The sequence below is a fragment of the Pseudonocardia sp. KRD291 genome (genome assembly GCF_019263595.1).
Classification (GTDB): Bacteria; Actinomycetota; Actinomycetes; order Mycobacteriales; family Pseudonocardiaceae; genus Pseudonocardia.
Genome location: NZ_JADQDD010000098.1, coordinates 1 through 19,570, shown reverse-complemented (window position 1 = coordinate 19,570; position 19,570 = coordinate 1). Strand labels below are relative to the sequence as shown.

Here is a 19,570-nt window from a genome sequence, read left to right as displayed (position 1 = left end):
CGAGGCGGGTGACGATGTCCCCAGGGGTCCCATCGCTCACCCGACCGTCCCGAAGGTTCCCCTCGAGGCGCTGTCGGGTGCGTGCGGACGGCGGTGTGTCGGCGGCGTGGGAGGCGGGTGGGTGCGGTCGTGGTGTACCCGCAGGTCGGGTGCGGGTTCGGCGCTGGTAACCTCGTCCGGTCCCCTGGCCCGGCACTTCATGTGAGCCGGTTCTGTCGGGGGGCACTGAGAACCTCCTGCCACGGCACACGGCCGTGGCCGTTTACAGTCCATAGGAGGTGAGTGGTTCTCATGCGTCATTACGAGGTCATGGTCATTCTCGACGGAGGCCTGGACGAGCGCACCGTCCAGCCGTCGCTGGAGCAGTTCCTCTCCGTCGTCAAGAAGGACGGCGGCTCGATCGAGAAGATCGAGGTCTGGGGCAAGCGTCGTCTCGCCTACGAGATCAACAAGCAGGCCGAGGCCATCTACGCGGTCGTCGAGATCACCGCGGAGCCCGCCACGGTCACCGAGCTCGACCGGCAGCTGGGGCTCAACGAGTCCGTGCTGCGCACCAAGGTGCTGCGCAAGGACGTCACCCGCACCCCGGCGCCCGTCGCGAGCTGAGGGGGCGATCATGGCCGGCGAAACTGTGATCACCGTGGTCGGCAACCTCACCGCCGACCCGGAACTGCGTTTCACCCCGTCCGGCGCCGCGGTCGCGAACTTCACCGTCGCGTCCACCCCGCGCACCTTCGACCGCCAGTCCGGCGAGTGGAAGGACGGCGACGCGCTGTTCCTGCGCTGCAACGTCTGGCGCCAGGCGGCGGAGAACGTCGCCGAGACGCTGACCCGCGGTGCGCGGGTCGTCGTGCAGGGCCGGCTGCGCCAGCGCTCCTTCGAGACCCGTGAGGGCGAGAAGCGCACCGTCGTGGAGATGGAGGTCGACGAGGTCGGCCCCTCCCTGCGCTACGCCACGGCCAAGGTCAACAAGGTCAGCCGCGGCAGTGGCAGCGGCGGCTTCGGTGGCGGCGGAGGCGGCTTCGACGGTGGCGGCAGCAGCGGCGGCGGAGGCGGCGCCCAGCAGGGCGGCGGTTCCGGCGGCGGTGGCGGCTACGACGACCCCTGGGGTTCGGCCCCGCCGGCCGGCAGCGGCCCGGCGGCCGACGACGAGCCCCCCTTCTAGAGAACAGACCATTCCCTGTCGCCGGTGACGGCGGCACCAGATCCATCAGGAGCACCCCACCATGGCCAAGGCCATCGTGCGCAAGCCGAAGAAGAAGGTCTGCGCGTTCTGCAAGGAAAAGGGCCAGGCGATCGACTACAAGGACACCGGCCTGCTGCGGAAGTTCATCTCCGACCGCGGCAAGATCCGTGCCCGCCGGGTGACCGGTAACTGCCGTCAGCACCAGCGGGACGTCGCCGTCGCGGTCAAGAACTCCCGCGAGGTCGCCCTGCTGCCGTACACCTCGACCGCCCGCTGAACGGAGCTTGCGGAGTGAACATCAACACTGTGGAGGGCGTTCGATGAAGCTCATCCTGAACGCCGACGTGCCGAACCTGGGCGCCCCCGGCGACATCGTCGAGGTCAAGGACGGCTACGGCCGCAACTACCTGCTCCCCCGCAACCTCGCGGTGGTCGCCACCCGTGGCGCGGAGAAGCAGGTCGAGCAGATCCGCCGGGCGCAGAAGACCCGCGAGATCCGCGACCTGGGCCACGCCCAGCAGGTCGACGGCCAGCTCAAGGAGCTCAATGTGACCGTCCCGGCGAAGGCCGGCGACAGCGGGCGGCTCTTCGGCTCGGTCACCCCGACCGACGTGGTGGACGCGGTCCGCTCCGCCGGTGGCCCGACGCTGGACAAGCGCTCGGTCGACGTGCCCGGCCAGATCAAGACCATCGGCAAGCACTCGGTGCAGGTCCGCCTGCACCCGGACGTCACCACCGATCTGCCGATCGCGGTCGTCGCGAGCTGATCGAGGAGTTCGGCAGGCGGTGACCTGTCGAACACCGAGCGTTATGAGGGGCGGGGCCCGGAGCGAGAGCTCCCGGCCCCGCCCTTCTGCGTTGTCCGACACCGGCAGTAGCGGTTCCGGACACGTCCGGGGGAGATCAACCACGTGGCGCCGGGGACAGCGACACGCCGTGAGGTGACGCGGACTTCGGCCGACGGGCCTGTGGACGCGCCGGGCGGCGAACGGTCGATGTCGGGCTCCGACACGCTGATCCGGGGCTCGGTCCCGACACGCCGCACCGTCTTGTCCACAGCTGTCCCCATGCCTCTGAACTGCGCCTATCGCGGTTTTCCGCAGGTTGTCCCCAGACTGTCCACATGCCGGTCCCCCGGTACTCCAGGCAACGTGCACCTCCATGCACATCCCATCCCCAGGACCGTGCACAGCGCGCTTTGATCGCGGGCGCGGCGGCGACCTAACCTCGCCCGGTCGGCCCGCACGGAGGCTCCGCACGCCCGCGCGGTCCGGCCGTCGATCGTCGTCGGACGCCCGGCGTGCCGTTCCCGGCACGTCGAACCGATGTTCGATACCATGAGTCCCGGGGGTGACGCTGCGTATGGCCTTGACGGATGACCGTCCGGCCGGACGGCCACGAGCGGTCCGCGACGGCGAACAGTCGCAGAGCGGCCGTGAGGGCGGTGCCGGGCCGGCGTTCGACCGCCAGCCGCCGCAGGACCTCACGGCGGAACAGTCGGTGCTCGGCGGGATGCTGCTGAGCAAGGACGCGATCGCCGACGTCGTCGAGGTGCTGCGGCCGGAGGACTTCTACCGGCCCTCGCACCAGACGGTCTACGAGACGATCCTGGACCTCTACGGCCGGGGCGAGCCGGCGGACGCGGTGACCGTGTCCGCGGAGCTGCAGCGCCGTGGTGAGCTGGTGCGCCTGGGCGGTGCGCCGTATCTGCACACCCTGATCGCCACCGTGCCGACCGCGGCGAACGCGGCCTACTACGCGGAGATCGTCGGCGAGAAGGCGATCCTGCGGCGCCTGGTGGAGGCCGGCACGCGGATCGTGCAGCTGGGCTACCACGGCTCGGAGGGCGGCGAGGTCGAGGAGGTCGTGGACCGGGCGCAGGCCGCGATCTACGAGGTCACCGAGCGCACCACGAGCGAGGACTACGTCGCGCTCGAGGAGCTGCTGCAGCCCACGATGGACGAGATCGACGCGATCGCGTCCCGGGGCGGGGTGGCGCTGGGCGTGCCGACCGGGTTCGTCGACCTCGACGCGTGCACGAACGGCCTGCACGCCGGCCAGATGGTCGTCGTCGCCGCCCGGCCGGGTCTGGGCAAGTCGACGCTGGGGCTGGACTTCGCGCGGTCCTGCTCGGTCAAGCACGGGATGACCAGCGCGGTGTTCTCGCTGGAGATGAGCAAGTCCGAGATCGTCATGCGCCTGCTCTCGGCGGAGGCGCGGATCCGGCTGGCGGACATGCGTGCCGGGCGGATGAGCGACGACGACTGGACCCGGATGGCGCGGCGGATGAGCGAGATCTCCGAGGCGCCGATCTACATCGACGACTCGCCGAACCTGACGCTGATGGAGATCCGGGCCAAGGCGCGGCGGCTCAAGCAGCGCAACGACCTGAAGCTGATCATCCTGGACTACCTGCAGCTGATGACCTCGGGCCGCAAGGTCGAGTCCCGCCAGCAGGAGGTCTCGGACTTCTCCCGGCAGATCAAGCTGCTGGCCAAGGAGCTCGAGGTGCCGGTGGTGGCGATCAGCCAGCTCAACCGTGGCCCCGAGCAGCGCACGGACAAGCGTCCGATGCTCTCGGACCTGCGTGAGTCGGGATCGATCGAGCAGGACGCGGACATGGTGATCCTGCTGCACCGCCCGGACGCGTTCGAGCGTGACGACCCGCGCGCCGGTGAGGCGGACCTGATCCTGGCCAAGCACCGGAACGGGCCCACGAACACGATCACGGTGGCGCACCAGCTGCACTACAGCCGGTTCACCGACCTCGCGCACGGCTGATCCGCGGCCGGTCACCCGCGGCCGGGACGGGGTGGGCCGGGACGGGTCAGGCGAAGCCGGGTCCGCGGGTCGTCGCGGACGTCGCGGCGATCCCGAGCGTCAGGACGGCGATCACCATCCCGGCCACGACGACCGTCATCGCCCCGGCGGCCGCCCCGGCCAGGAGCATGATCAGCCCGGCGGCGAGCATCACGCAGGGCAGAGCACCGGCTCCGTGCATCGACCGGTGCGAGCCGCTGCGGGACCGGTCCGGACGGATCCGGACCGGTCGGGCGCGTCCCAGGGACCGGAACCGTGCCGCGAGGCGGGGGTCGCTGTCGCAGAGCTGCCGTTCGATCAGGTCGAGATCACGGCGTTCACGGTCACTGAGCACGTCTGGAACCCCTCGGATGGGCAACGGTCGCATCGGGAGGCCGGTTGTCCTGGGGCATCGTCGATCCGGGCCGAGCCTGCAGCCGATGCTACGTGACCGGATCGTGACCTTTCCGTGGGGTTCGCCGCACCGTCCGGACGGGGACGGGCGCGCCCCGCGGTGCTACCAGTTGGTCAGCCCGAGCGCGTCCGTACGGCGGCGGGGGTCGGCACCCAGACGGGCGCAGAGCTCGGTCCAGCTGCCGGCGGCCCGGTCCTTCTCGCTCATCGTGCCGACCGGCAGCGGCCAGCGGATCGCGAGGTCGGGGTCGTCGAACCGGACCGAGACGTCCTCGGTGGGGTCGTGCGGGGTGTCGATCCGGTAGCAGGTGTCCACGGTCGCGGTGAGGGCCTGGAACCCGTGCAGGCATCCCGCCGGGATGTAGAGCTGGCGCATGTCGGTGTCGTCGAGCAGGAACGACGCGACCCGGCCGAACGTCGGAGAGCCCGGGCGCGCGTCGATGACGATGTCGTGCATCGCGCCGTGCGCGCAGCGGACGAGCTTGGACTCGCCGGCCCCGGTGCGGCCGTGCATGCCCCGGATGACACCGCGTACCGAACGGGACTGGGAGTCCTGGATGAACCGGCTGGTGTCGACACCGTTCGCGGCGGCGATCGCGGCGTCCAGCGTCGCGGTGTGGAAGTCGTCGGCGTCCGGGTGCGGGGCCGGGACGAACTGCACGACACCGTCGATGACCGTCCGGTGAACCTGCATACCTGACCTCCGAGTCCTGTCCGGGCGTGCCCGGACCACATCACTACCCACCGTCGTACCAGCGGGCGTCGATGCCGGCCGTCACGACGTCGGCGCCGACGTTCGCGCCACCGGCACTGCTCAGTGACCACAACGAATGCTCCAGCCGACGGTCACGTTCCGCGAGAGGAATGCTCCGTGTGGGTGCACGCTGCGTGGTCGGAGATGCCGGATCGCGCGGTCCGAACCCGGAGCGTCCACTCCGGCCGTCTCACCTACTATCCTCAGTAGTCGAGCGGGATCGCGCCAGTCGGGCGCGGGTCGGACGTCCGACGCACACCGGAACCGGATCGAGGTGGCCATGCCGGACGACGCGGTGATGCACTGCCGGTCCTGCGGGAGCGCGGACGGCGAGGTGGTCCTGGACCTCGGCCGGCAGCCGTCCTGGGACCGGATGCCGTGGGCCGACGCGCCGCTCCCGGACCCGGAGTTCGACCTGCAGATGTGGTTCTGCCGGTCCTGCTCCCTGGCCCAGCTGCGGTGCGACGCCGAGAGCGTGGACGAGCTGTTCGCCGTCGAGCCCCGCGCCGTCGCGGAGCAGAGCGACCGTTCGATCGCCCGCCTCGAGGTCGAGGGCCTGGTCGGTCCGCGCCGGACGGTCGTGGAGTTCGGCAGCCCGCACGGGGAGTCGTGGCTGCCCCGGCTGGCCGCGCACGGGATGACGCCGGTCCCGTCCGCTGTGTCCGGCCGGCCGGCGGACCTCGTCGTCGACTTCTACGGGCTCCTGCACGAGCCCGACCAGGAGGCGGCGCTGCGGTTGCGGGCGGCATCGCTCGCCCCCGGCGGAACGCTGGTGGTGCAGATGCTCTCGCTGGGCACGGTGCTCGCCGAGAGGCAGTGGTACGACCTCCGGCACGGGCACTACGCGTACTGGTCCCTGCCGGCGCTGGACGAGGCGTTGCACCGGATGGGGCTCGGCGTGCACCGGGCGTGGTGGTACCCCATGTCCGGGGGCACGGTGCTGCTCACGGTCCGGCGCGACCCGGAGCCCGACGCGGCCACCGTGGGCCTGATCGACGCCGAGCGGGCGGCAGGGGTGACCGATCCGGCCGCCCTGGCCGGCCTGCAGCGTGCGGCGTCCGGTGCGCGCGAGCTACGGGAGTGGCTGATCGGCGAACGCGCCGCGGGACGCACGGTGGCCGGTTACGGCGCGGCGTCGCGGTCGGTGCCGCTGGTCTGCCGCGCGGGCCTGGACTCCGGTCTGCTGCGCATGATCGGGGACGCGTCGCCCACCAAGCAGGGCAGGCGGATGCCCGGGACCGACATACCGGTGGTCTCGCCCGACGAGCTCGTCGCGGCCCGTCCGGACCGGGTCCTGCTGTTTCTCACCGAGCTCGTGGACGAGGTGCGCGACACGGTCTCCGGGGTCGAGTCCGCCGGAGGGCAATGGGTGTTGCTCGACCCGGCTCCGCGGGTGCTCGAGCTGAGCGCCGCACGGTGACCGTCGCGCCCGCGTCGACCTGTGACCGGATCATCGCGGAGCCTGTCACCGGGATAGTGTCTGACCCGGGAGGGCAGATGCGAGGTCGACTCGGTGAGCTCGAGGCCACGGTGATGGACGTGTTGTGGCGCTCCGTCGACCCCTGCCGGGTCCGCGACGTCCGCGCCGAGCTCGCCCCGGGGCGTCCGCTGGCCTACACCACGGTGATGACCGTGCTGGACAACCTGCACCGCAAGGGCTGGGTGCGGCGCGAGCTGGACGGCCGGGCATATCTCTACCGGCCGGTCGCCTCCCGCGAGGAGGTCACCGCCCGGGCGTTGCGGGACCTGCTCGACTCCTCCGAGGACGCCGAGGCGGTCCTGCTGCACTTCGTCCGATCCGCCTCCGAGCGCGAGTCCGAGCTGCTGCGCGACGCACTCGCGGCCGCCGGGACGTATCCGCCGTCGGACGGCGGCGACCCGGACGACCGGCGCGACCTGGGCGACCAGGGCCGGGCCGACCGGGACGGGGCCGATCGGGACGGGGGCGACCGGCGATGACGGTCGCCGTGACGCTGCTGCTCGGTGCCGCGATCGTGGCGCTCGCCGCGCCGCACCTGCTGCGGCGCACGGCCGAGCGCGCCGTCGATCCGGTGACCGTGATCGTGGGCTGGTTCCTGGCCATCGCCGGCGTGCTCGCGACCACGGTGGCCGGGCTGCTGCTGATGGCGTTCCCGCACGGGGCGGTGGACACCCCGCTGGCGCATCTGGTGCGCCGTCCCTGGTGGTTCGCCGTGGCCAACGCCCCGGACCTGCTGCTCTACCGGGCGGCGGGCTGGGTGGCGCCGGCCGTGCTGGTGCTGCTGCTCGGGCGTCTGGCCGTGGTCGCGGTCCGGGAGTTCGTCCGCGCCCGCCGTCAGGTCGGCCGCACGCTCAAGGTGTTGCGCGTGCTCGCCGAGATCGACCGGTGCCCGGCGGGCGGCCCGCCGACGCTGTGGCTGCGCTCGGACCGACTGGCCGCGTTCAGCTACGGCGGCCACGGCGGCGCGGTCGTGCTGACCGACGGCCTGCGGGCCCGGATGGCCGAGGACGGGGTGGCCGCCGTGCTGGCGCACGAGCGGGCGCACGTCCGCGGCCGGCACCACCTGCTGATCGCCGTCGTGGAGGTGCTCGCCCGGGCGTTCCCGGTGGTGCGTCTGCTGGCCGAGGCCCCGGTGGCACTGCGCGAGCAGGTCGAGCTGGCCGCGGACCTGAGCGCGGTGCGCCACTGCGGCCGGGACGCCGTCCGCAACGCGCTGATGGTGCTCACCGGCGCCAGCACCCCGGAGCGGGCGCTGGCGATGGCACGCGAGGCCGTCGACGTGCGGCTGCGCCGCCTCGCCGGAGCGGCGCAGACCCCGTCGGCGACGGCGCGGGTCACCCGCTGCGGCCTGCTCGGCACCGTGCTCGCCGCGACGCCGGTGCTCGCCGCGAGCGCACTGCTGCTGTCGCTGTCGGTGCTCACCGCCGCGGCGACCGCCCTCACCTGATCGCCTGCGCGGGGATGCCACACGGTGGCGGCCTCAGGCGGCCGTGCGGTCGGAGCGCCGGGAGCGCAGCCACGACGGACGGCGGCTCGACGGCGTGTCGGCCCCGCCGGGTCGCGCCCGCTCCGCGGTGCGGGTGATGTTGCGGACCATCCCGCCGAACACGATCCCGTGGAACGGTGCCACCGACCACCAGTACAGGTAACCCGGCAGTCCGTGCGGGATGAACACCGCCCGCTGGTGGTAGGTCGACCCGCCCGGACGCGGCACGACCGACATCTCCAGCCACGCCTGGCCCGGGACCTTCATCTCGGCCCGCAACCGCAGCAGCCGATCGGACCCGGGGGTCGCGGTGCCACCGCCCTCGGTGATCGCCTCCACCCGCCACCAGTCCAGCGCGTCCCCGGTGTGCAGGTCGTCCGGGTCGCGCCGGCCGCGGCTGAGCCCCGGGCCCGCGGCGAGGCGGTCCATCCACCCGCGCACCGACCAGGCCAGCGGGAACGAGTACCAGCCGCGCTCGCCGCCGATGCCCTTGATCACCGTCCACAGCTGCGCCGGATCGGCCGTGCTGTCCTGCTCGCGCTCGTCGAGGTAGACGCTGCCACCGGTCCACTGCGGGTCGCTGGGTAGCGGGTCCGACGGCACGTCCGCGGACGTGGCGCCCGACCAGCGGGTCTCCACGTCCCCCGAACTGATCTTGGACAGGGCCAGCCCGACGGCCCGGTCGTAGCCGATCCGGCCCTCCGGCGGGTCCGGCACCAGCGAGAGGATGTCCTGCTCGGAGCACACCACCTCGTGCACCAGCGACTCGATCAGCGGCTTCGCGATCGACTTCGGGACCGGGGTGACCACGTTGACCCAGTGCGCGGACAGCCGCGGGGTCAGCAGCGGCACCGGCAGCACCCGGCGTCGCGGCAGCTGCGCCACGCTCGCGTAGCGCTGCATCATCTCCAGGTAGGTGAGCACGTCCGGGCCGCCGATGTCGAACGTCCGGTTGATCTCCCCGGGCAGGGCGGCGACATCGACCAGATAGCGCAGAACGTCGCGCACCGCGATCGGCTGCACCCGGTTGTGCACCCAGCTCGGCGTCACCATCAGCGGCAGCCGCTCGGTCAGGTGGCGCAGCATCTCGAAGCTCGCCGACCCGGACCCGAGGATCACCGCCGCCTGCAGCACCACCGTCGGCACGCCGCTGCGCAACAGCGTCTCCCCGACCTCGACCCGCGACGCCAGGTGCGCGGAGAGGTCGGCCGGGTCCGCGTCCGGATGCAGCCCGCCCAGGTAGACGATCCGGCGCACGCCGGCCTCGCGGGCGGCCTCGGCCAGGATCAGGGCGGCCCGGCGGTCGGTGGCGGCGAAGCCGGACTCGGACAGCGAGTGCACCAGGAAGTAGACGACGTCGACGTCCGCGCATGCGCGCCGCACGCTGTCGGCGTCGAGCAGGTCGCCCTGCACGATCTCGGCGTCCGCGGCCCACGGCACGTCGCGCAGCTTGTCCGGGTTGCGCACCAGGCAGCGCACCGCGACGTCGGCGTCCCCCGGCGCGCCCGCGGTGCCCTGCCCCGGTTCGCGGCCGAGCAGGCGCGGGGCCAGCCGTCCGCCGATGTATCCGGTCGCGCCCGTGATCAGGTATCGCACGTCGCCGATTGTCCACCTCCGCCGCCGGTGGCGCCCGGTGCGCGGAGCCGGTCGGGCGCCGGTCCGGACGGCGGAGCCTCGTGCCCGGCTCGGAGCAGCAAACCGGACGAATGATCACCCGCCGTAGAACCACACCCGTGTGACTGACGCCCGGAGGCCCGGCCGGCCACCGGATCGGGTCGGTGGCGGAGCCGGAGTGTGAGATCACCCGGAAAGATCGACGGTCCGGGGCCGGATCGGCGTCCCGACGCCCGGTTCCGGTGCCGCCGCGCCCGGTGGGCGTCCGGGCGCTGGTTACTCACTGCTCCATTAGGTGTCACGCTGCGTACTGTCAGCGAACCTGCGGTGGGTGTGTCGGACCGTGACGCCACCCGTACGAGGGGTGATGACGGAATCGCTGTAACGGTCGAACCGAAGCCGTTTCCACCGTTGAGTGTCACCCGTTGTCCGAGTGAGTGGGCCGAACGGCGGTACGACGAATACGACGTACAGGCGATCTCCGCGAGGCACACGCTGGCAACGGGAGAACGGGATGCAGGAGGTACGGCGGGTGTACGAACACGACGACAAGGGTCTGTACGCAGCGGTCAGCCGGCGGCGCGCCGCGCTCGCGGGTTCCGGGACCGACGCCTGGCCCTTCCCCGGGAAGCACGAGATGCACGAGGAGATCGCGGAGGAGACCCCGATCTTCCACTCGCTGACCGTCGGCGGCTGGCGCAGCCGCCAGCGGCGTGACGCCGGAAGCGCCGGCCGCGCGGTGCGCTCGGTGCACCGCCCGACGGTGAGCCGGACGGCCGAGGACCTCGCCGCCTTCCACTCCGACCCGCTGCACGCCCCGGTCCCGGCCCAGGGGACCACGCGGCGTCGCCGTGACGCGGAGCGGGCCGCGGACCGGCGGGCGATCGCGGAGCTTCTCGGCGGCGCCGGGCGGCACCGCCTCTCGACCCCGGCCTGACCGGCCGGCAGCAAGGCGGGACGACGGCGGGGGCCGTCGAACCCGACGCGGTCCACCCCTCACGGGCGGTGTGACCGACACGGAACGTCTCGCGGGTGCTTCGGCCCGCGGGATGCGGACGACCGGCTGGGGAGCAGGGTCGTCAGCACGCAAGGCGAGGGCCGGTGCCCGGGACGGAAGAGGAGCCGTCACGGGTACCGGCCTTCGCGCGTCGTGCCCGGCGCCTTCGGGGAGCGCCGGACGTCCGGGGACCCGTCGAACCGTGGGGAGCGCGGTTCGGCGCGGTGGCCCCGGCTGCGGCCGCGGTCCTCGACCCGGCCACGCGGTGACGACAAGATCGCCACGGACGGTGACGGTATCGAGGCTCCGCATCGGCCACAAGAGGGGCCGCAACCCGAGTTGCGGGACCCTGGTCACGGAGACGGACGAGCCGCGCACCGCGGGAGCCCGATACGAGATGCCTGCGACGACCGGCCGCGGCGCGCGCCCGCGGGCGGGGCCCGGGCGTCCTAAGCTCCCTCGGGTGAGTACGAACCCGACCGACGGGCCCCGCCGGACCGATCGTCCGCTGGACGAGGCCGGCGTGGTCACCGCCGTGCGGCGGGCCGGCGAGCGTGGGGCGACGGTCCGTCCGACCGGAGCCTCGGCGCGCATCCCGGGGGCGCTCGTGCGGACCACCGACCTGCTGCTCGACTGCTCCGCGTTGACCGGCGTGGTCGCCGTCGCGCGGGACCGGGTGCTGGTCCGTGCCGGGGAGCGGCTGGCCTCGCTGTTCGCGGAGCTCGCCGCGTCCGGCCGCAGCCTGGCCGTGGTGCCGGACGCCCCAGGCGCGACCGTCGGCGGCGCGGTCGGGATGGGCGTCTACGGCGGTGGGCCGCGCGAGGGATCGCTGTCCGCGCAGGTCGTCTCCGCCCGCCTGGTCGACGGCCGGGGTGTGGTGCGCACCGTGGAGGGCGCGGAGCTGGACGCGGTGCGCTGCGGACTGGGCGCGCTCGGCGTGCTCACCGCGGTCGAGCTGCGCACCGTGGAGCTGGAGCGCCTGCAGGTGCACGAGCAGGCCCGTCGCCTGGACGAGGCGCTCGACGAGGAGCTGCTGCGGGCGCATGCCTGGACCGAGCTCGACGTCGCGGTGCCCTCGGGGCAGGTGGTCAGCCGCTGGGCGGACCCGGTGGACCCGGACCGGGCCCCGGCCCCGACCCGGGCGGAGGGCACCGTGACGACCCGGGCCGCGGTCCGCGCCGAGGCGTGGGGACGCGCCGTCTCCCGGCTGGCGTCGAACCCGCCGTGGGCCTCCTGGCCGCCGCCCGCCCGGTGGACCGCGGGGACCGAGGGGCGGCCCTACGAGGTACTGCCGGACCCGCAGCCGTGGGACCCCGACACCGCGGAGTGGGCGATCCCGGCCGCGGCGCTGGGCGGCGCGCTGCGCGAGCTGGGTGCGGCGGCCGGCGCCCGCGGGATGGAGCTGCAGCGCCCGGTGCGGGTGCGCCTCGGCGCGGCGGAGACCGGTCTGCTGCACCCGGCCCAGGGGCGGGACACCGCGTGGCTGAGGATCCGCACCCGCGCCTCCCAGGAGCCGCTGCGGCGCCTGGCCGGTGCGGTGCTGGAGAACGTCGCCGGACGCCCGGCCTGGACGTCACGGCACGAGTGGGGCCCCGACGAGCTCGCGGTCGCCTACCCGGGATGGGCGCAGTTCCAGCGGGTGCGCGACGAGTACGACCCGGACCGCCGTTTCACCGACCCGAACCTGGAGCGCGTCCTCGGGCCCTGAACGAGCCGGTTCAGAGCAGGGCGGCACGCAGGCGGGAGGACACGGCGCGGACGCCGGACACGGCCGCGCGCCGGTCGGACCGGGTCGGCTCGCCGCCGGAGACGACCTGCTCCCCGGACACCCACACGTCCCGGACCAGGCGCGACCCGCCGGCCCAGACCAGGTTGGAGACCAGCTGGGCGTCGTCGTCCGGGGCGACGAACGCGATGTCGTCGGTGTCCACGTGCACCACGTCGGCCCAGCGGCCCGCCTCGAGCACCCCCAGGTCGTCGCGCCCGATCGCGGCCGCGGCGTCCGCGGTGGCCATCAGCAGCACGTCGGCGGCGGTGAGCGCGGCCGCGTCGTCGGCGCCGACCCGGGCCAGCAGACCGGCCAGGCGGGCCTGCTGCCACATGTCCATGTCGTCGCAGGACGCCGGGCCGTCGGTGCCCAGCCCGACCCGGACCCCGGCGCGGCGCAGGTCCAGCAGCCGCGCGGTGCCGGCGGCGAGCTTGGAGTTCGAGCCCGGGCAGTGCGCGACGGCGACCCCGTGCCGGGTGAAGGTGTCCACGTCGGCGTCGGACAGGTGCACCGAGTGCGCGGCCAGCACCCGCCCCCCGAGCGTCCCGGTCTGCTCCAGCAGGGCCGGGACCGAGCCGTGCGCGGCGCGCAGGTCCGCGTCCTCGCCGAGCGACTCGGCGACGTGGGTGTGCAGCAGTGCGCCACGGGCCCGGGCGTGCTCGCCGACCGAGCCCAGCGCCTCGGCGGGCAGCGTGTAGGCCGAGTGCGGGCCGTAGCCGTACTCGATCCGGCCGTCGGCGTCCGGGACGAGCCCGTGCGCGTCGATCCGGGCCGAGACGTCGTCGCGCATCTGCTCCCAGGTGCCGAGACGGTCCCACCCGGGCGCGGCGATGATCCCCGGGGTGAGCACGGCGCGGGACCCGGCGGTGCGCACGGCGTCGGCGATGGCGTCGGTGAAGAAGTACATCTCGACGCTGGTCGTGCAGCCGGTGCGCAGCAGCTCCAGGCAGCCGGCCAGCATCCCGGCGTGCGCGTCGTCCTCGGTGAGCAGCGCCTCCGCCGGCCACATCACTCCGGTCAGCCACGGCATCAGCGGCAGGTCGCCGCCCATCCCGCGCAGCACCGACATCGGGGTGTGGCAGTGCGTGTTGACCATCCCGGGCATCAGCAGGCCGGGCAGCGGGCGCACGGTCGCGTCGGTGGCGGGGGCGTCGACGGCGCGGCCGAAGAACGCGATCCGGCCGGCCGCGTCGACGTCGAGCACCGCGTCCCGCACGACCGGGAAGCCCGGCCCGCAGCTCAGCCCGACCGGGGCGCTCAGCCGCTGCACCGTGGGCGCGGCGGCCCCGGACCCCTGCCGGGTGGGCGAGGTGCTCACCGGCGGTCCAGCAGCGACCGCAGCGAGCGGAACGGCGGCAGCCAGGCACCCTCGTCGGGCAGTGCGTCCAGGGTGACCCGCGGCAACGGCTCGCGGAACACCCCGTCGATGTCCTCGAGGTCGAGGAACGAGATCACGTCGGAGACCTGGGCGAACCCGGCGTACTCCCGAAAACCGATCACCGAGACGTCGGTGCCGGCCTCGTTCAGCTTCTCCAGCGGCTCCCGGAACGCCCGCCCGTCGCCGGAGGCCACGACCAGGTGCCGCAGCCGTCCCTCACCGGCCCGCAGGTCGATGTGGGCCAGCATGTCGTCGTCGACGTCGGAGTCGTCGTGGGTCTTGGGCTTGGCGAACACGGCGAAGCCGACGTTGCGCAGCGCCTCCACCCACGGCCGGACGGTCTCCACGCTGCCCGGCGCGACGTTGGTGAACACGCAGGCCTCGGCCTCGGCCTCGGGGCCGGCCAGATCGAGCAGCCAGCGCCCGACGGCGTCGAAGCGGGGGCGGTAGGCCGACGTCGGGCGGGCACCGAGCAGCGAGCCGAGGCTCATGTCCATGTTGGGGGCGTCCCAGACCAGCAGGACCCGCGGCGGCGGACCGGGCTCGGAGCCGGTGGCGGCGCCACCCGGACGGGGTGCCGCACCGGGGGCAGCGCCGGCGGAGTGAGCATCTGAGCTGCCGAAGGGTCCCCCGCTTGTCATGCCCCGACCCTATCGCCGCACGTCCGGTGTCCGCCCCGGCGGTCGGCGTCGGCCAGACTGGTCGTCATGAGCACGACGGACGCGCAGCAGGTGGCCCGGGAGTCCTCGGCGGCGATGGTGGCTGCGGACTCCGCGGCCCGTTCGACCGGGGTCCGGATCGTCGAGATCGGGCCGGGGCACGCGACGGCCGCCCTGACGGTGGCCGGACAGCACGTCAACGGGCACGGCGTCTGCCACGGCGGGGTGCTGTTCCTCCTGGCCGACACGGCGATGGCGCACGCCTGCAACAGCTACGGCACCTCGGCCGTGGCCTCCGGTGCGGACATCGCGTTCCTGCGCCCCGCCTCGCTGGGCGACGAGCTCACCGCCTCCGCGACCGAGCGCGCGCTGGCCGGGCGCTCCGGGCTCTACGACGTCAGCGTGCGCACCGGCGACGGAACGGTCGTCGCGGAGTTCCGCGGCCGCACGCGCCGGGTGCCGGGCCTGGCCCCGCCGCCCCGCGTCGAACCCTGACCCCCGTTCGTCCGCGGGGCAGAGGCCGTCCGCGGGGTCGGATGCCGTGCGGGGGGCTCAGATGCCGTGCGGCGGGAGGAACGCCGGGCGCAGCTCCGGGTCCGGCTCGTCGTAGTAGCGGTGGAACACCGGGGTCAGCCCGCCGGAGACCGGCGGCACGATCCAGCTCCAGTCCGCCGGGCACCGCCTGCCCGCCTCGTTCTCCCGGGCCACGTGGGTCAGGAACCGCTCGGACTCGGTGTGGTGGTCGGCCATCGTCACGCCGGCCTCGTCGTAGGAGTGCGTGACGGCCCGGACCAGCTCGATCGCCGCGCGGTCGCGCCACATCGTGCGCACCGAGCGGGTGTCGAGGCCCATCCGCTCGGCGATCTCCGGCAGCAGGTCGTAGCGGTCGCGGTCGGCGAGGTTGCGGGCGCCGATCTCGGTGTCGAGGTACCAGCCGTTGAACGGCGCGGCCGGGTAGTGCACGCCGCCGATCTCCAGCGGCATGTTGCTGATCGCCGGCACCGCATGCCAGCGCAGGCCCATCCCGGCGAACCAGTCGAGCTCGGGGTGGCTCAGCGGGACCTCCTCCACCGCGTCCGGCGGGACGTCGAACAGCCGCGACCGGCCGTCGCCGCCGGTGACCAGCAGCGGGAGCACGTCGAAGCGGCCGCGCGGCTCCGGCCGGGGCCAGCCCAGGGAGACCACGTGGTCGGTGAACGCGACCTGCGCCGGGTCGCCGGTCACGTTCCCGTCGGCGTCGCGGTGCCCGGCGTAGCGGATCAGCTGGTCGTTGCGGATCCGCGGGCCGGCCCGGCCCGGCCCGTCCGGGGCGAAGACCGTGATCGTGGAGCGGATCTTCCCGTCGCGGGTGGCCGCGCGCAGGTGCCCGACGCTCTCCTGGGCGACGTCCGCCGGGTCGTGCAGGTGGCGCAGGTCCCGGACCTGCAGCGACTTCCAGTACAGCCGGCCGATGCAGCGCGCGGAGTTGCGCCACGCCACCCGCGCACCGAACGTCAGCTCGTGGTTGGTGTGGCTGTAGACCCCGGTGCGCTCGATCTCGGTGCGCACCTGGCGCAGCCGGGCCGCGAACGGGATCGCGGGACTCGTCTCGGCGTAGACCTGGTGCAGGAACTCCTCGGCCCGGGCCGGGTCGACCGCATCCGGCGCGGCGCCGGCCGGCCGGCCGGGCTGCGAGCGCGCCGGCATCACCGGGCGCTGCGGCCCGGGGCTCGGGCGAGGTGGACCGAGCACCGGGCAGGGCGTTTCCACCGTCGTCACAGATGTCCTCCGTGGTCACTCGGCGGGGGTCCGAGTTGGGGTGCACTACTTCTTACCCGGTGACGCTCCGTAAGTCATCGGTGGCTCCGGGGCGCACGATCGTGTAAAGCAGATCGCGGACGGGACGCCCCTCGGATACTGCGCGGGCCTCGAACTTGGTCATCGGGCGCCAGTCCGGGCGGCGTGACCAGCCGCTGCCGGGTGCGCTCTCGTCCAGCAGGCGCAAGGCGGGCTGAGCTGCGCAGACCTCCCGCATCCGGTCCGCGTAGTCGGGCCAGTCGGTGGCCAGGTGCAGGGTCCCGCCGTCCCGGATCCGGGACGCAGCCAGCGCGGCGAAGTCCGGCGCCACCAGCCGGCGCTTGTGGTGGCGCCGTTTGGGCCACGGGTCCGGGAAGTACACCCGGATGCCGTCCAGCGAGGCCGGTGCGACGGCACCCTCCAGCAGGTCCACGGCGTCACCGCGCAGCAGGCGCTGGTTGCCCAGCTCCGCATCGGTGATCCGCATCAGCAGCTGCGCCAGCCCGGGCTCGAAGACCTCGACGGCGACGTGGTCGGTCCCCGGCTCGGCGGCGGCCAGCGCCGCGGTCGTCTCGCCCATCCCGGAGCCGATCTCCAGCAGCACCGGGGCGTCGCGGCCGAACCAGGCGTGCGGGTCCCAGGGCGCACCGTCGGCGAGGACGTCGGCGAGGACGTCGTCGACGTCGCGGCCGTACTCCGGCCACCAGCGGTCCCAGGCGTTCTGCTGTCCGTCGGAGAGCCGGTTGCGCTGGTGGACGAAGCTGCGGATCCGGGAGCCCGGCGCGCGCGGAGACCGGCGCTCGTCCGTCTCAGGCACCGCTGTGCTGGGTACCGCTGTGCCGGGCATCGCTGTGCTGGCTACCGCTGGGCCGGGTACCGGCGGCCGGCATACGTACGTGCGTCGTGGCGCCGGGCAGGCGCCCGCGCACGTAGCCCGCCGCGGTGACGGCGAAGCAGGCCGCGATGGCCGCGGCCGAGGCCGGGTTCTTGTCACGCAGCTCACGCACGACGCCGCCGGGGAGCACCTTGAGCGTGTAGCTGCTCTCGGTGGACAGCGAGTCCCCGGTGCCGACGACCTTCGACACGGCCGCCTTGGACAGGCCCTCGGCCCAGCCGCGGCGCAGCAGGTAGGCCCACTCGACGCGGTCGGAGCTGACTCGGTGGTCGACGGCGGCCCGCGGCTCAAAGATGATCTTGGGGCTGCGGCCGTCGGCGGTGTAGGCCTGCCGGGCGCGGATGCAGAGCTCGGTCTCCTCGCAGCCCAGCGGGTTCTTCCCGATCCGGCCCATGTCCTCGGCGAACCCGCCGACGCGCGTGAACACCTCGGCGCGCAGGGACATGTTGCAGCCCATCAGGTTGCGCACCTCGGCGCGCTCGGTGGGCTGACCGGTGTAGGTGCACCCGACCACCCAGTCGAGCTCCCCGGTGGCGTTCGGGTCGCGCGGCGCGGCACCCGGCAGCGTCGAGGGACGGCGGGTGGGCCAGCGCGGGTGCGCCACACCCCCGACGCCGATCACCGACGGGTCGGCGTAGGGCGCGAGCAGGGCGCGCAGCCAGCCCGGGCGGGCCGACGCGTCGTCGTCGAGGAACACCACGACCTCACCGGTCGCCTCGGCGACGGCGGTGTTGCGGGCCCCGGACAGGCCCTGGGCGAAGCGGTTCGGGATCACCCGGACCCCGTGCGGCGTGAACTCCTGGCCGGCCCGCACCAGCAACGCGTCGTTGTGGTCGACGACGACGATCGTCTCGGTGGCCGCCACGTCCTGCGCGGCCACCGACGCGACGGCGTCGACGATGTCGTCCCACCGCTTCTCGGTGTAGACGCAGACCACGACGCTCGCCGTGACCGTGGTCCCGCGGTCGTTCACGGACCCGTTGCGACCTTCGGCGCCGGGGGGCACAGCGTTCACGGACTACTCACTCCTGACGTGCACGGATGTCTCCGGCCCCGGGGAGCCCGCGACCGACAGGACCGGTCGCTAGCGCGCGTAGCCGGAGCCCTTGCGCCGACGCTCGGCGCGCCGGTGCTCTGCCGCCAGGGTACGCAGCACCCGGGTGCCGTCCGCGAAGGTCCGCAGGTTGGTCTCGCCAAACATGCGCTCGCGCTCGACCGACGGCACCTCGGTGATCTTCAGCCCGGCCGCGGCGACCCGGCAGTTCAGGACGGTCTCGATCTCGAAGCCGTCCCCCCAGATCATCGAGCCGTCCTCGGGCTGCGGGATGGCCGGGTCCGGCAGCTCCAGCTGCGGGACGAGGTCGGCCCAGAAGGCGTTGTACCCGTAGCAGAGGTCGGTGTAGGCGGTGCCGAACAGACGGTTCGCGACGCCGTTCAGACCGGCGTTGCCGGTCTTGCGCAGCAGCGTGATGTCGTCGCTGCCGCCGCCCTTGCGGAACCGGCTGCCCTTCGCGAAGTCGGCGCCGGCGACGAGCGCGGACACGAACGCCGGGATCTCGCCCGGGTCGGCCGAACCGTCGGCGTCGAACATGACGATGACGTCGCCGGTGGCGGCGGTGAAGCCGCAGGCCATGGCGTTGCCCTTGCCCTTGCGGGTCTGGGTGATCACCCGGGCCCAGGGCAGCGTGCGCCGCGCGGCCGCGACGGAGTTGTCGGTGGAGTTGCCGTCCACCACGATCACCTCGTGCACCGCGGGCCGGACCGCGGCGATCGCCGGAAGCACGATCTCCAGGTTCCGGGCCTCGTTGCGGGTCGGCACGATCACCGACACGGCGGGGTTCGGGGTGCGCCGAGGAGCCGGGCGCGGTCGGGGCCGACGGAAGCCCTCCGGGGCATCCGTCTCCTTCGAGGGGGTCGTCCGGTGTCCGGACGGGCCCGGGAAGGGCGTCTGTGCCACACCGGTGCCGGTCGGCTGTCCCGGACGCGCAGGCGCGTTCGAGTCAGGGGTGACGGCCGGGCGGGCGGGCGTAACGGCGCTCACACTTCCTCCATACAGGTCCGCTCTGGTGATCCAACGACGGAGTCACGGTCTGGTTGCGGTTTTCGTGTCGACATCTTCGGCGAACCCATACGTAGAGACGCCCGGGGGCGGCGGGGGTTGCTCCGCTCCGGTGATTCGTCCGGATCGATCATGACCGGGCGTGCACGGCCGTAGTCCTACGCATCCGCGCAGGAGCGGGTCGCGGCGAGACTGCGCCCATGACGACCTGCACCGACGGCCGGGACACGCCCGTCCCGGACACGACGCCCGGGTTGCACGCCCGGATCGACGAACTCGACGACCGGATCGCGGCGCTCGAAGCC

General features: G+C 73.6%; 19 protein-coding genes and 1 pseudogene. 11 read left to right on the top strand and 9 right to left on the bottom strand.

Features of this window, described 5'->3' with window-relative positions; genetic code table 11:
* Positions 1–291 precede the first annotated feature (291 nt).
* The 5 genes from rpsF to dnaB all read left to right on the top strand — a co-directional run bounded on the left by rpsF (position 292) and on the right by dnaB (position 3,967).
* The gene (gene rpsF / locus I4I78_RS15565) at positions 292–606 is read left to right on the top strand and encodes a 30S ribosomal protein S6 (protein ID WP_218612035.1); all 315 of its coding nucleotides are present in this window, start codon (positions 292–294) and stop codon (positions 604–606) included.
* A 10-nt stretch (positions 607–616) separates the two neighbouring features.
* A complete protein-coding gene (locus tag I4I78_RS15560; RefSeq protein WP_218612034.1) occupies positions 617–1,165 on the top strand; it encodes a single-stranded DNA-binding protein in 549 nt (182 codons plus the stop codon).
* Positions 1,166–1,226: 61 nt separating this feature from the next.
* The gene (gene rpsR / locus I4I78_RS15555) at positions 1,227–1,463 is read left to right on the top strand and encodes a 30S ribosomal protein S18 (RefSeq protein ID WP_130293583.1); all 237 of its coding nucleotides are present in this window, start codon (positions 1,227–1,229) and stop codon (positions 1,461–1,463) included.
* A 43-nt stretch (positions 1,464–1,506) separates the two neighbouring features.
* Positions 1,507–1,953 (top strand): 50S ribosomal protein L9, encoded by a 447-nt coding sequence (gene rplI / locus I4I78_RS15550; RefSeq protein WP_218612033.1) that lies wholly within the window; start codon positions 1,507–1,509, stop codon positions 1,951–1,953.
* A 595-nt stretch (positions 1,954–2,548) separates the two neighbouring features.
* Positions 2,549–3,967, top strand: coding sequence for a replicative DNA helicase (dnaB, locus tag I4I78_RS15545; RefSeq protein ID WP_218612032.1), 1,419 nt, complete (start codon positions 2,549–2,551; stop codon positions 3,965–3,967).
* A 46-nt stretch (positions 3,968–4,013) separates the two neighbouring features.
* On the opposite strand, the gene I4I78_RS15540 is transcribed toward dnaB, so the two are convergent.
* Together I4I78_RS15540 and I4I78_RS15535 are read right to left on the bottom strand one after the other, a co-directional pair.
* Positions 4,014–4,340, bottom strand: coding sequence for a DUF3040 domain-containing protein (locus I4I78_RS15540; RefSeq protein ID WP_218612031.1), 327 nt, complete (start codon positions 4,338–4,340; stop codon positions 4,014–4,016).
* Between the two features lie 162 nt (positions 4,341–4,502).
* A complete protein-coding gene (locus I4I78_RS15535) occupies positions 4,503–5,093 on the bottom strand; it encodes a dTDP-4-dehydrorhamnose 3,5-epimerase family protein (RefSeq protein WP_218612030.1) in 591 nt (196 codons plus the stop codon).
* Positions 5,094–5,433: 340 nt separating this feature from the next.
* On the opposite strand from I4I78_RS15535, the gene I4I78_RS15530 reads away from it, so the two are divergent.
* The 3 genes and pseudogenes from I4I78_RS15530 (at position 5,434) to I4I78_RS15520 (ending at position 8,080) form a co-directional block, all read left to right on the top strand.
* Positions 5,434–6,573 carry a class I SAM-dependent methyltransferase gene (locus tag I4I78_RS15530; protein WP_226379786.1) on the top strand — a complete coding sequence of 380 codons (1,140 nt, stop codon included), beginning with the start codon at positions 5,434–5,436 and terminating at the stop codon, positions 6,571–6,573.
* A gap of 77 nt (positions 6,574–6,650) precedes the next feature.
* Positions 6,651–6,992: pseudogene (locus tag I4I78_RS15525) on the top strand (BlaI/MecI/CopY family transcriptional regulator); the annotation flags it as partial.
* 116 nt (positions 6,993–7,108) lie between these two features.
* On the top strand, positions 7,109–8,080 hold the full coding sequence (locus I4I78_RS15520; protein ID WP_218612028.1) for a M56 family metallopeptidase: 972 nt from the start codon (positions 7,109–7,111) through the stop codon (positions 8,078–8,080).
* A 33-nt stretch (positions 8,081–8,113) separates the two neighbouring features.
* Here the strand turns inward: I4I78_RS15520 and I4I78_RS15515 are convergent, their stop codons facing one another.
* Positions 8,114–9,715, bottom strand: coding sequence for an SDR family oxidoreductase (locus I4I78_RS15515; protein ID WP_218612027.1), 1,602 nt, complete (start codon positions 9,713–9,715; stop codon positions 8,114–8,116).
* Between the two features lie 550 nt (positions 9,716–10,265).
* Here I4I78_RS15515 and I4I78_RS15510 point away from each other — a divergent pair.
* Positions 10,266–10,670 (top strand): hypothetical protein, encoded by a 405-nt coding sequence (locus I4I78_RS15510; RefSeq protein ID WP_218612026.1) that lies wholly within the window; start codon positions 10,266–10,268, stop codon positions 10,668–10,670.
* A gap of 523 nt (positions 10,671–11,193) precedes the next feature.
* A complete protein-coding gene (locus I4I78_RS15505) occupies positions 11,194–12,438 on the top strand; it encodes a D-arabinono-1,4-lactone oxidase (protein ID WP_218612025.1) in 1,245 nt (414 codons plus the stop codon).
* Between the two features lie 10 nt (positions 12,439–12,448).
* On the opposite strand, the gene I4I78_RS15500 is transcribed toward I4I78_RS15505, so the two are convergent.
* Positions 12,449–13,816: an amidohydrolase family protein gene (locus I4I78_RS15500; RefSeq protein ID WP_308252137.1), complete on the bottom strand. Its 1,368-nt coding sequence runs from the start codon at positions 13,814–13,816 to the stop codon at positions 12,449–12,451.
* The gene (locus tag I4I78_RS15495; RefSeq protein ID WP_226379784.1) at positions 13,813–14,517 is read right to left on the bottom strand and encodes an NYN domain-containing protein; all 705 of its coding nucleotides are present in this window, start codon (positions 14,515–14,517) and stop codon (positions 13,813–13,815) included. The genes I4I78_RS15500 and I4I78_RS15495 overlap by 4 nt, the downstream gene beginning before the upstream one ends.
* A gap of 66 nt (positions 14,518–14,583) precedes the next feature.
* On the opposite strand from I4I78_RS15495, the gene paaI reads away from it, so the two are divergent.
* Positions 14,584–15,030: a hydroxyphenylacetyl-CoA thioesterase PaaI gene (gene paaI / locus I4I78_RS15490; protein ID WP_226379783.1), complete on the top strand. Its 447-nt coding sequence runs from the start codon at positions 14,584–14,586 to the stop codon at positions 15,028–15,030.
* A 57-nt stretch (positions 15,031–15,087) separates the two neighbouring features.
* On the opposite strand, the gene I4I78_RS15485 is transcribed toward paaI, so the two are convergent.
* From I4I78_RS15485 to I4I78_RS15470, 4 genes are all read right to left on the bottom strand, one after another.
* Entirely contained in the window at positions 15,088–16,221 is a 1,134-nt protein-coding gene (locus I4I78_RS15485) for a nitric oxide synthase oxygenase (protein ID WP_218612038.1), read from the bottom strand.
* Positions 16,222–16,345: 124 nt separating this feature from the next.
* A complete protein-coding gene (trmB, locus tag I4I78_RS15480; protein ID WP_308252136.1) occupies positions 16,346–17,128 on the bottom strand; it encodes a tRNA (guanosine(46)-N7)-methyltransferase TrmB in 783 nt (260 codons plus the stop codon).
* Positions 17,121–18,221, bottom strand: coding sequence for a glycosyltransferase family 2 protein (locus I4I78_RS15475; protein ID WP_308252135.1), 1,101 nt, complete (start codon positions 18,219–18,221; stop codon positions 17,121–17,123). The genes trmB and I4I78_RS15475 overlap by 8 nt, the downstream gene beginning before the upstream one ends.
* A gap of 69 nt (positions 18,222–18,290) precedes the next feature.
* Positions 18,291–19,037 carry a glycosyltransferase family 2 protein gene (locus tag I4I78_RS15470; protein WP_308252134.1) on the bottom strand — a complete coding sequence of 249 codons (747 nt, stop codon included), beginning with the start codon at positions 19,035–19,037 and terminating at the stop codon, positions 18,291–18,293.
* Positions 19,038–19,570 lie beyond the last annotated feature (533 nt).

Bases quoted from the DNA above. Each gene is read 5' to 3' on its own strand.
- rpsF (WP_218612035.1), top strand. From the start codon at position 292: ATGCGTCATTACGAGGTCATGGTCATTCTCGACGGAGGCCTGGACGAG.
- I4I78_RS15560 (WP_218612034.1), top strand. From the start codon at position 617: ATGGCCGGCGAAACTGTGATCACCGTGGTCGGCAACCTCACCGCCGAC.
- rpsR (WP_130293583.1), top strand. From the start codon at position 1,227: ATGGCCAAGGCCATCGTGCGCAAGCCGAAGAAGAAGGTCTGCGCGTTC.
- rplI (WP_218612033.1), top strand. From the start codon at position 1,507: ATGAAGCTCATCCTGAACGCCGACGTGCCGAACCTGGGCGCCCCCGGC.
- dnaB (WP_218612032.1), top strand. From the start codon at position 2,549: ATGGCCTTGACGGATGACCGTCCGGCCGGACGGCCACGAGCGGTCCGC.
- I4I78_RS15535 (WP_218612030.1), bottom strand. From the start codon at position 5,093: ATGCAGGTTCACCGGACGGTCATCGACGGTGTCGTGCAGTTCGTCCCG.
- I4I78_RS15530 (WP_226379786.1), top strand. From the start codon at position 5,434: ATGCCGGACGACGCGGTGATGCACTGCCGGTCCTGCGGGAGCGCGGAC.
- I4I78_RS15520 (WP_218612028.1), top strand. From the start codon at position 7,109: ATGACGGTCGCCGTGACGCTGCTGCTCGGTGCCGCGATCGTGGCGCTC.
- I4I78_RS15495 (WP_226379784.1), bottom strand. From the start codon at position 14,517: ATGACAAGCGGGGGACCCTTCGGCAGCTCAGATGCTCACTCCGCCGGC.
- paaI (WP_226379783.1), top strand. From the start codon at position 14,584: ATGAGCACGACGGACGCGCAGCAGGTGGCCCGGGAGTCCTCGGCGGCG.
- I4I78_RS15485 (WP_218612038.1), bottom strand. From the start codon at position 16,221: ATGCCGGCGCGCTCGCAGCCCGGCCGGCCGGCCGGCGCCGCGCCGGAT.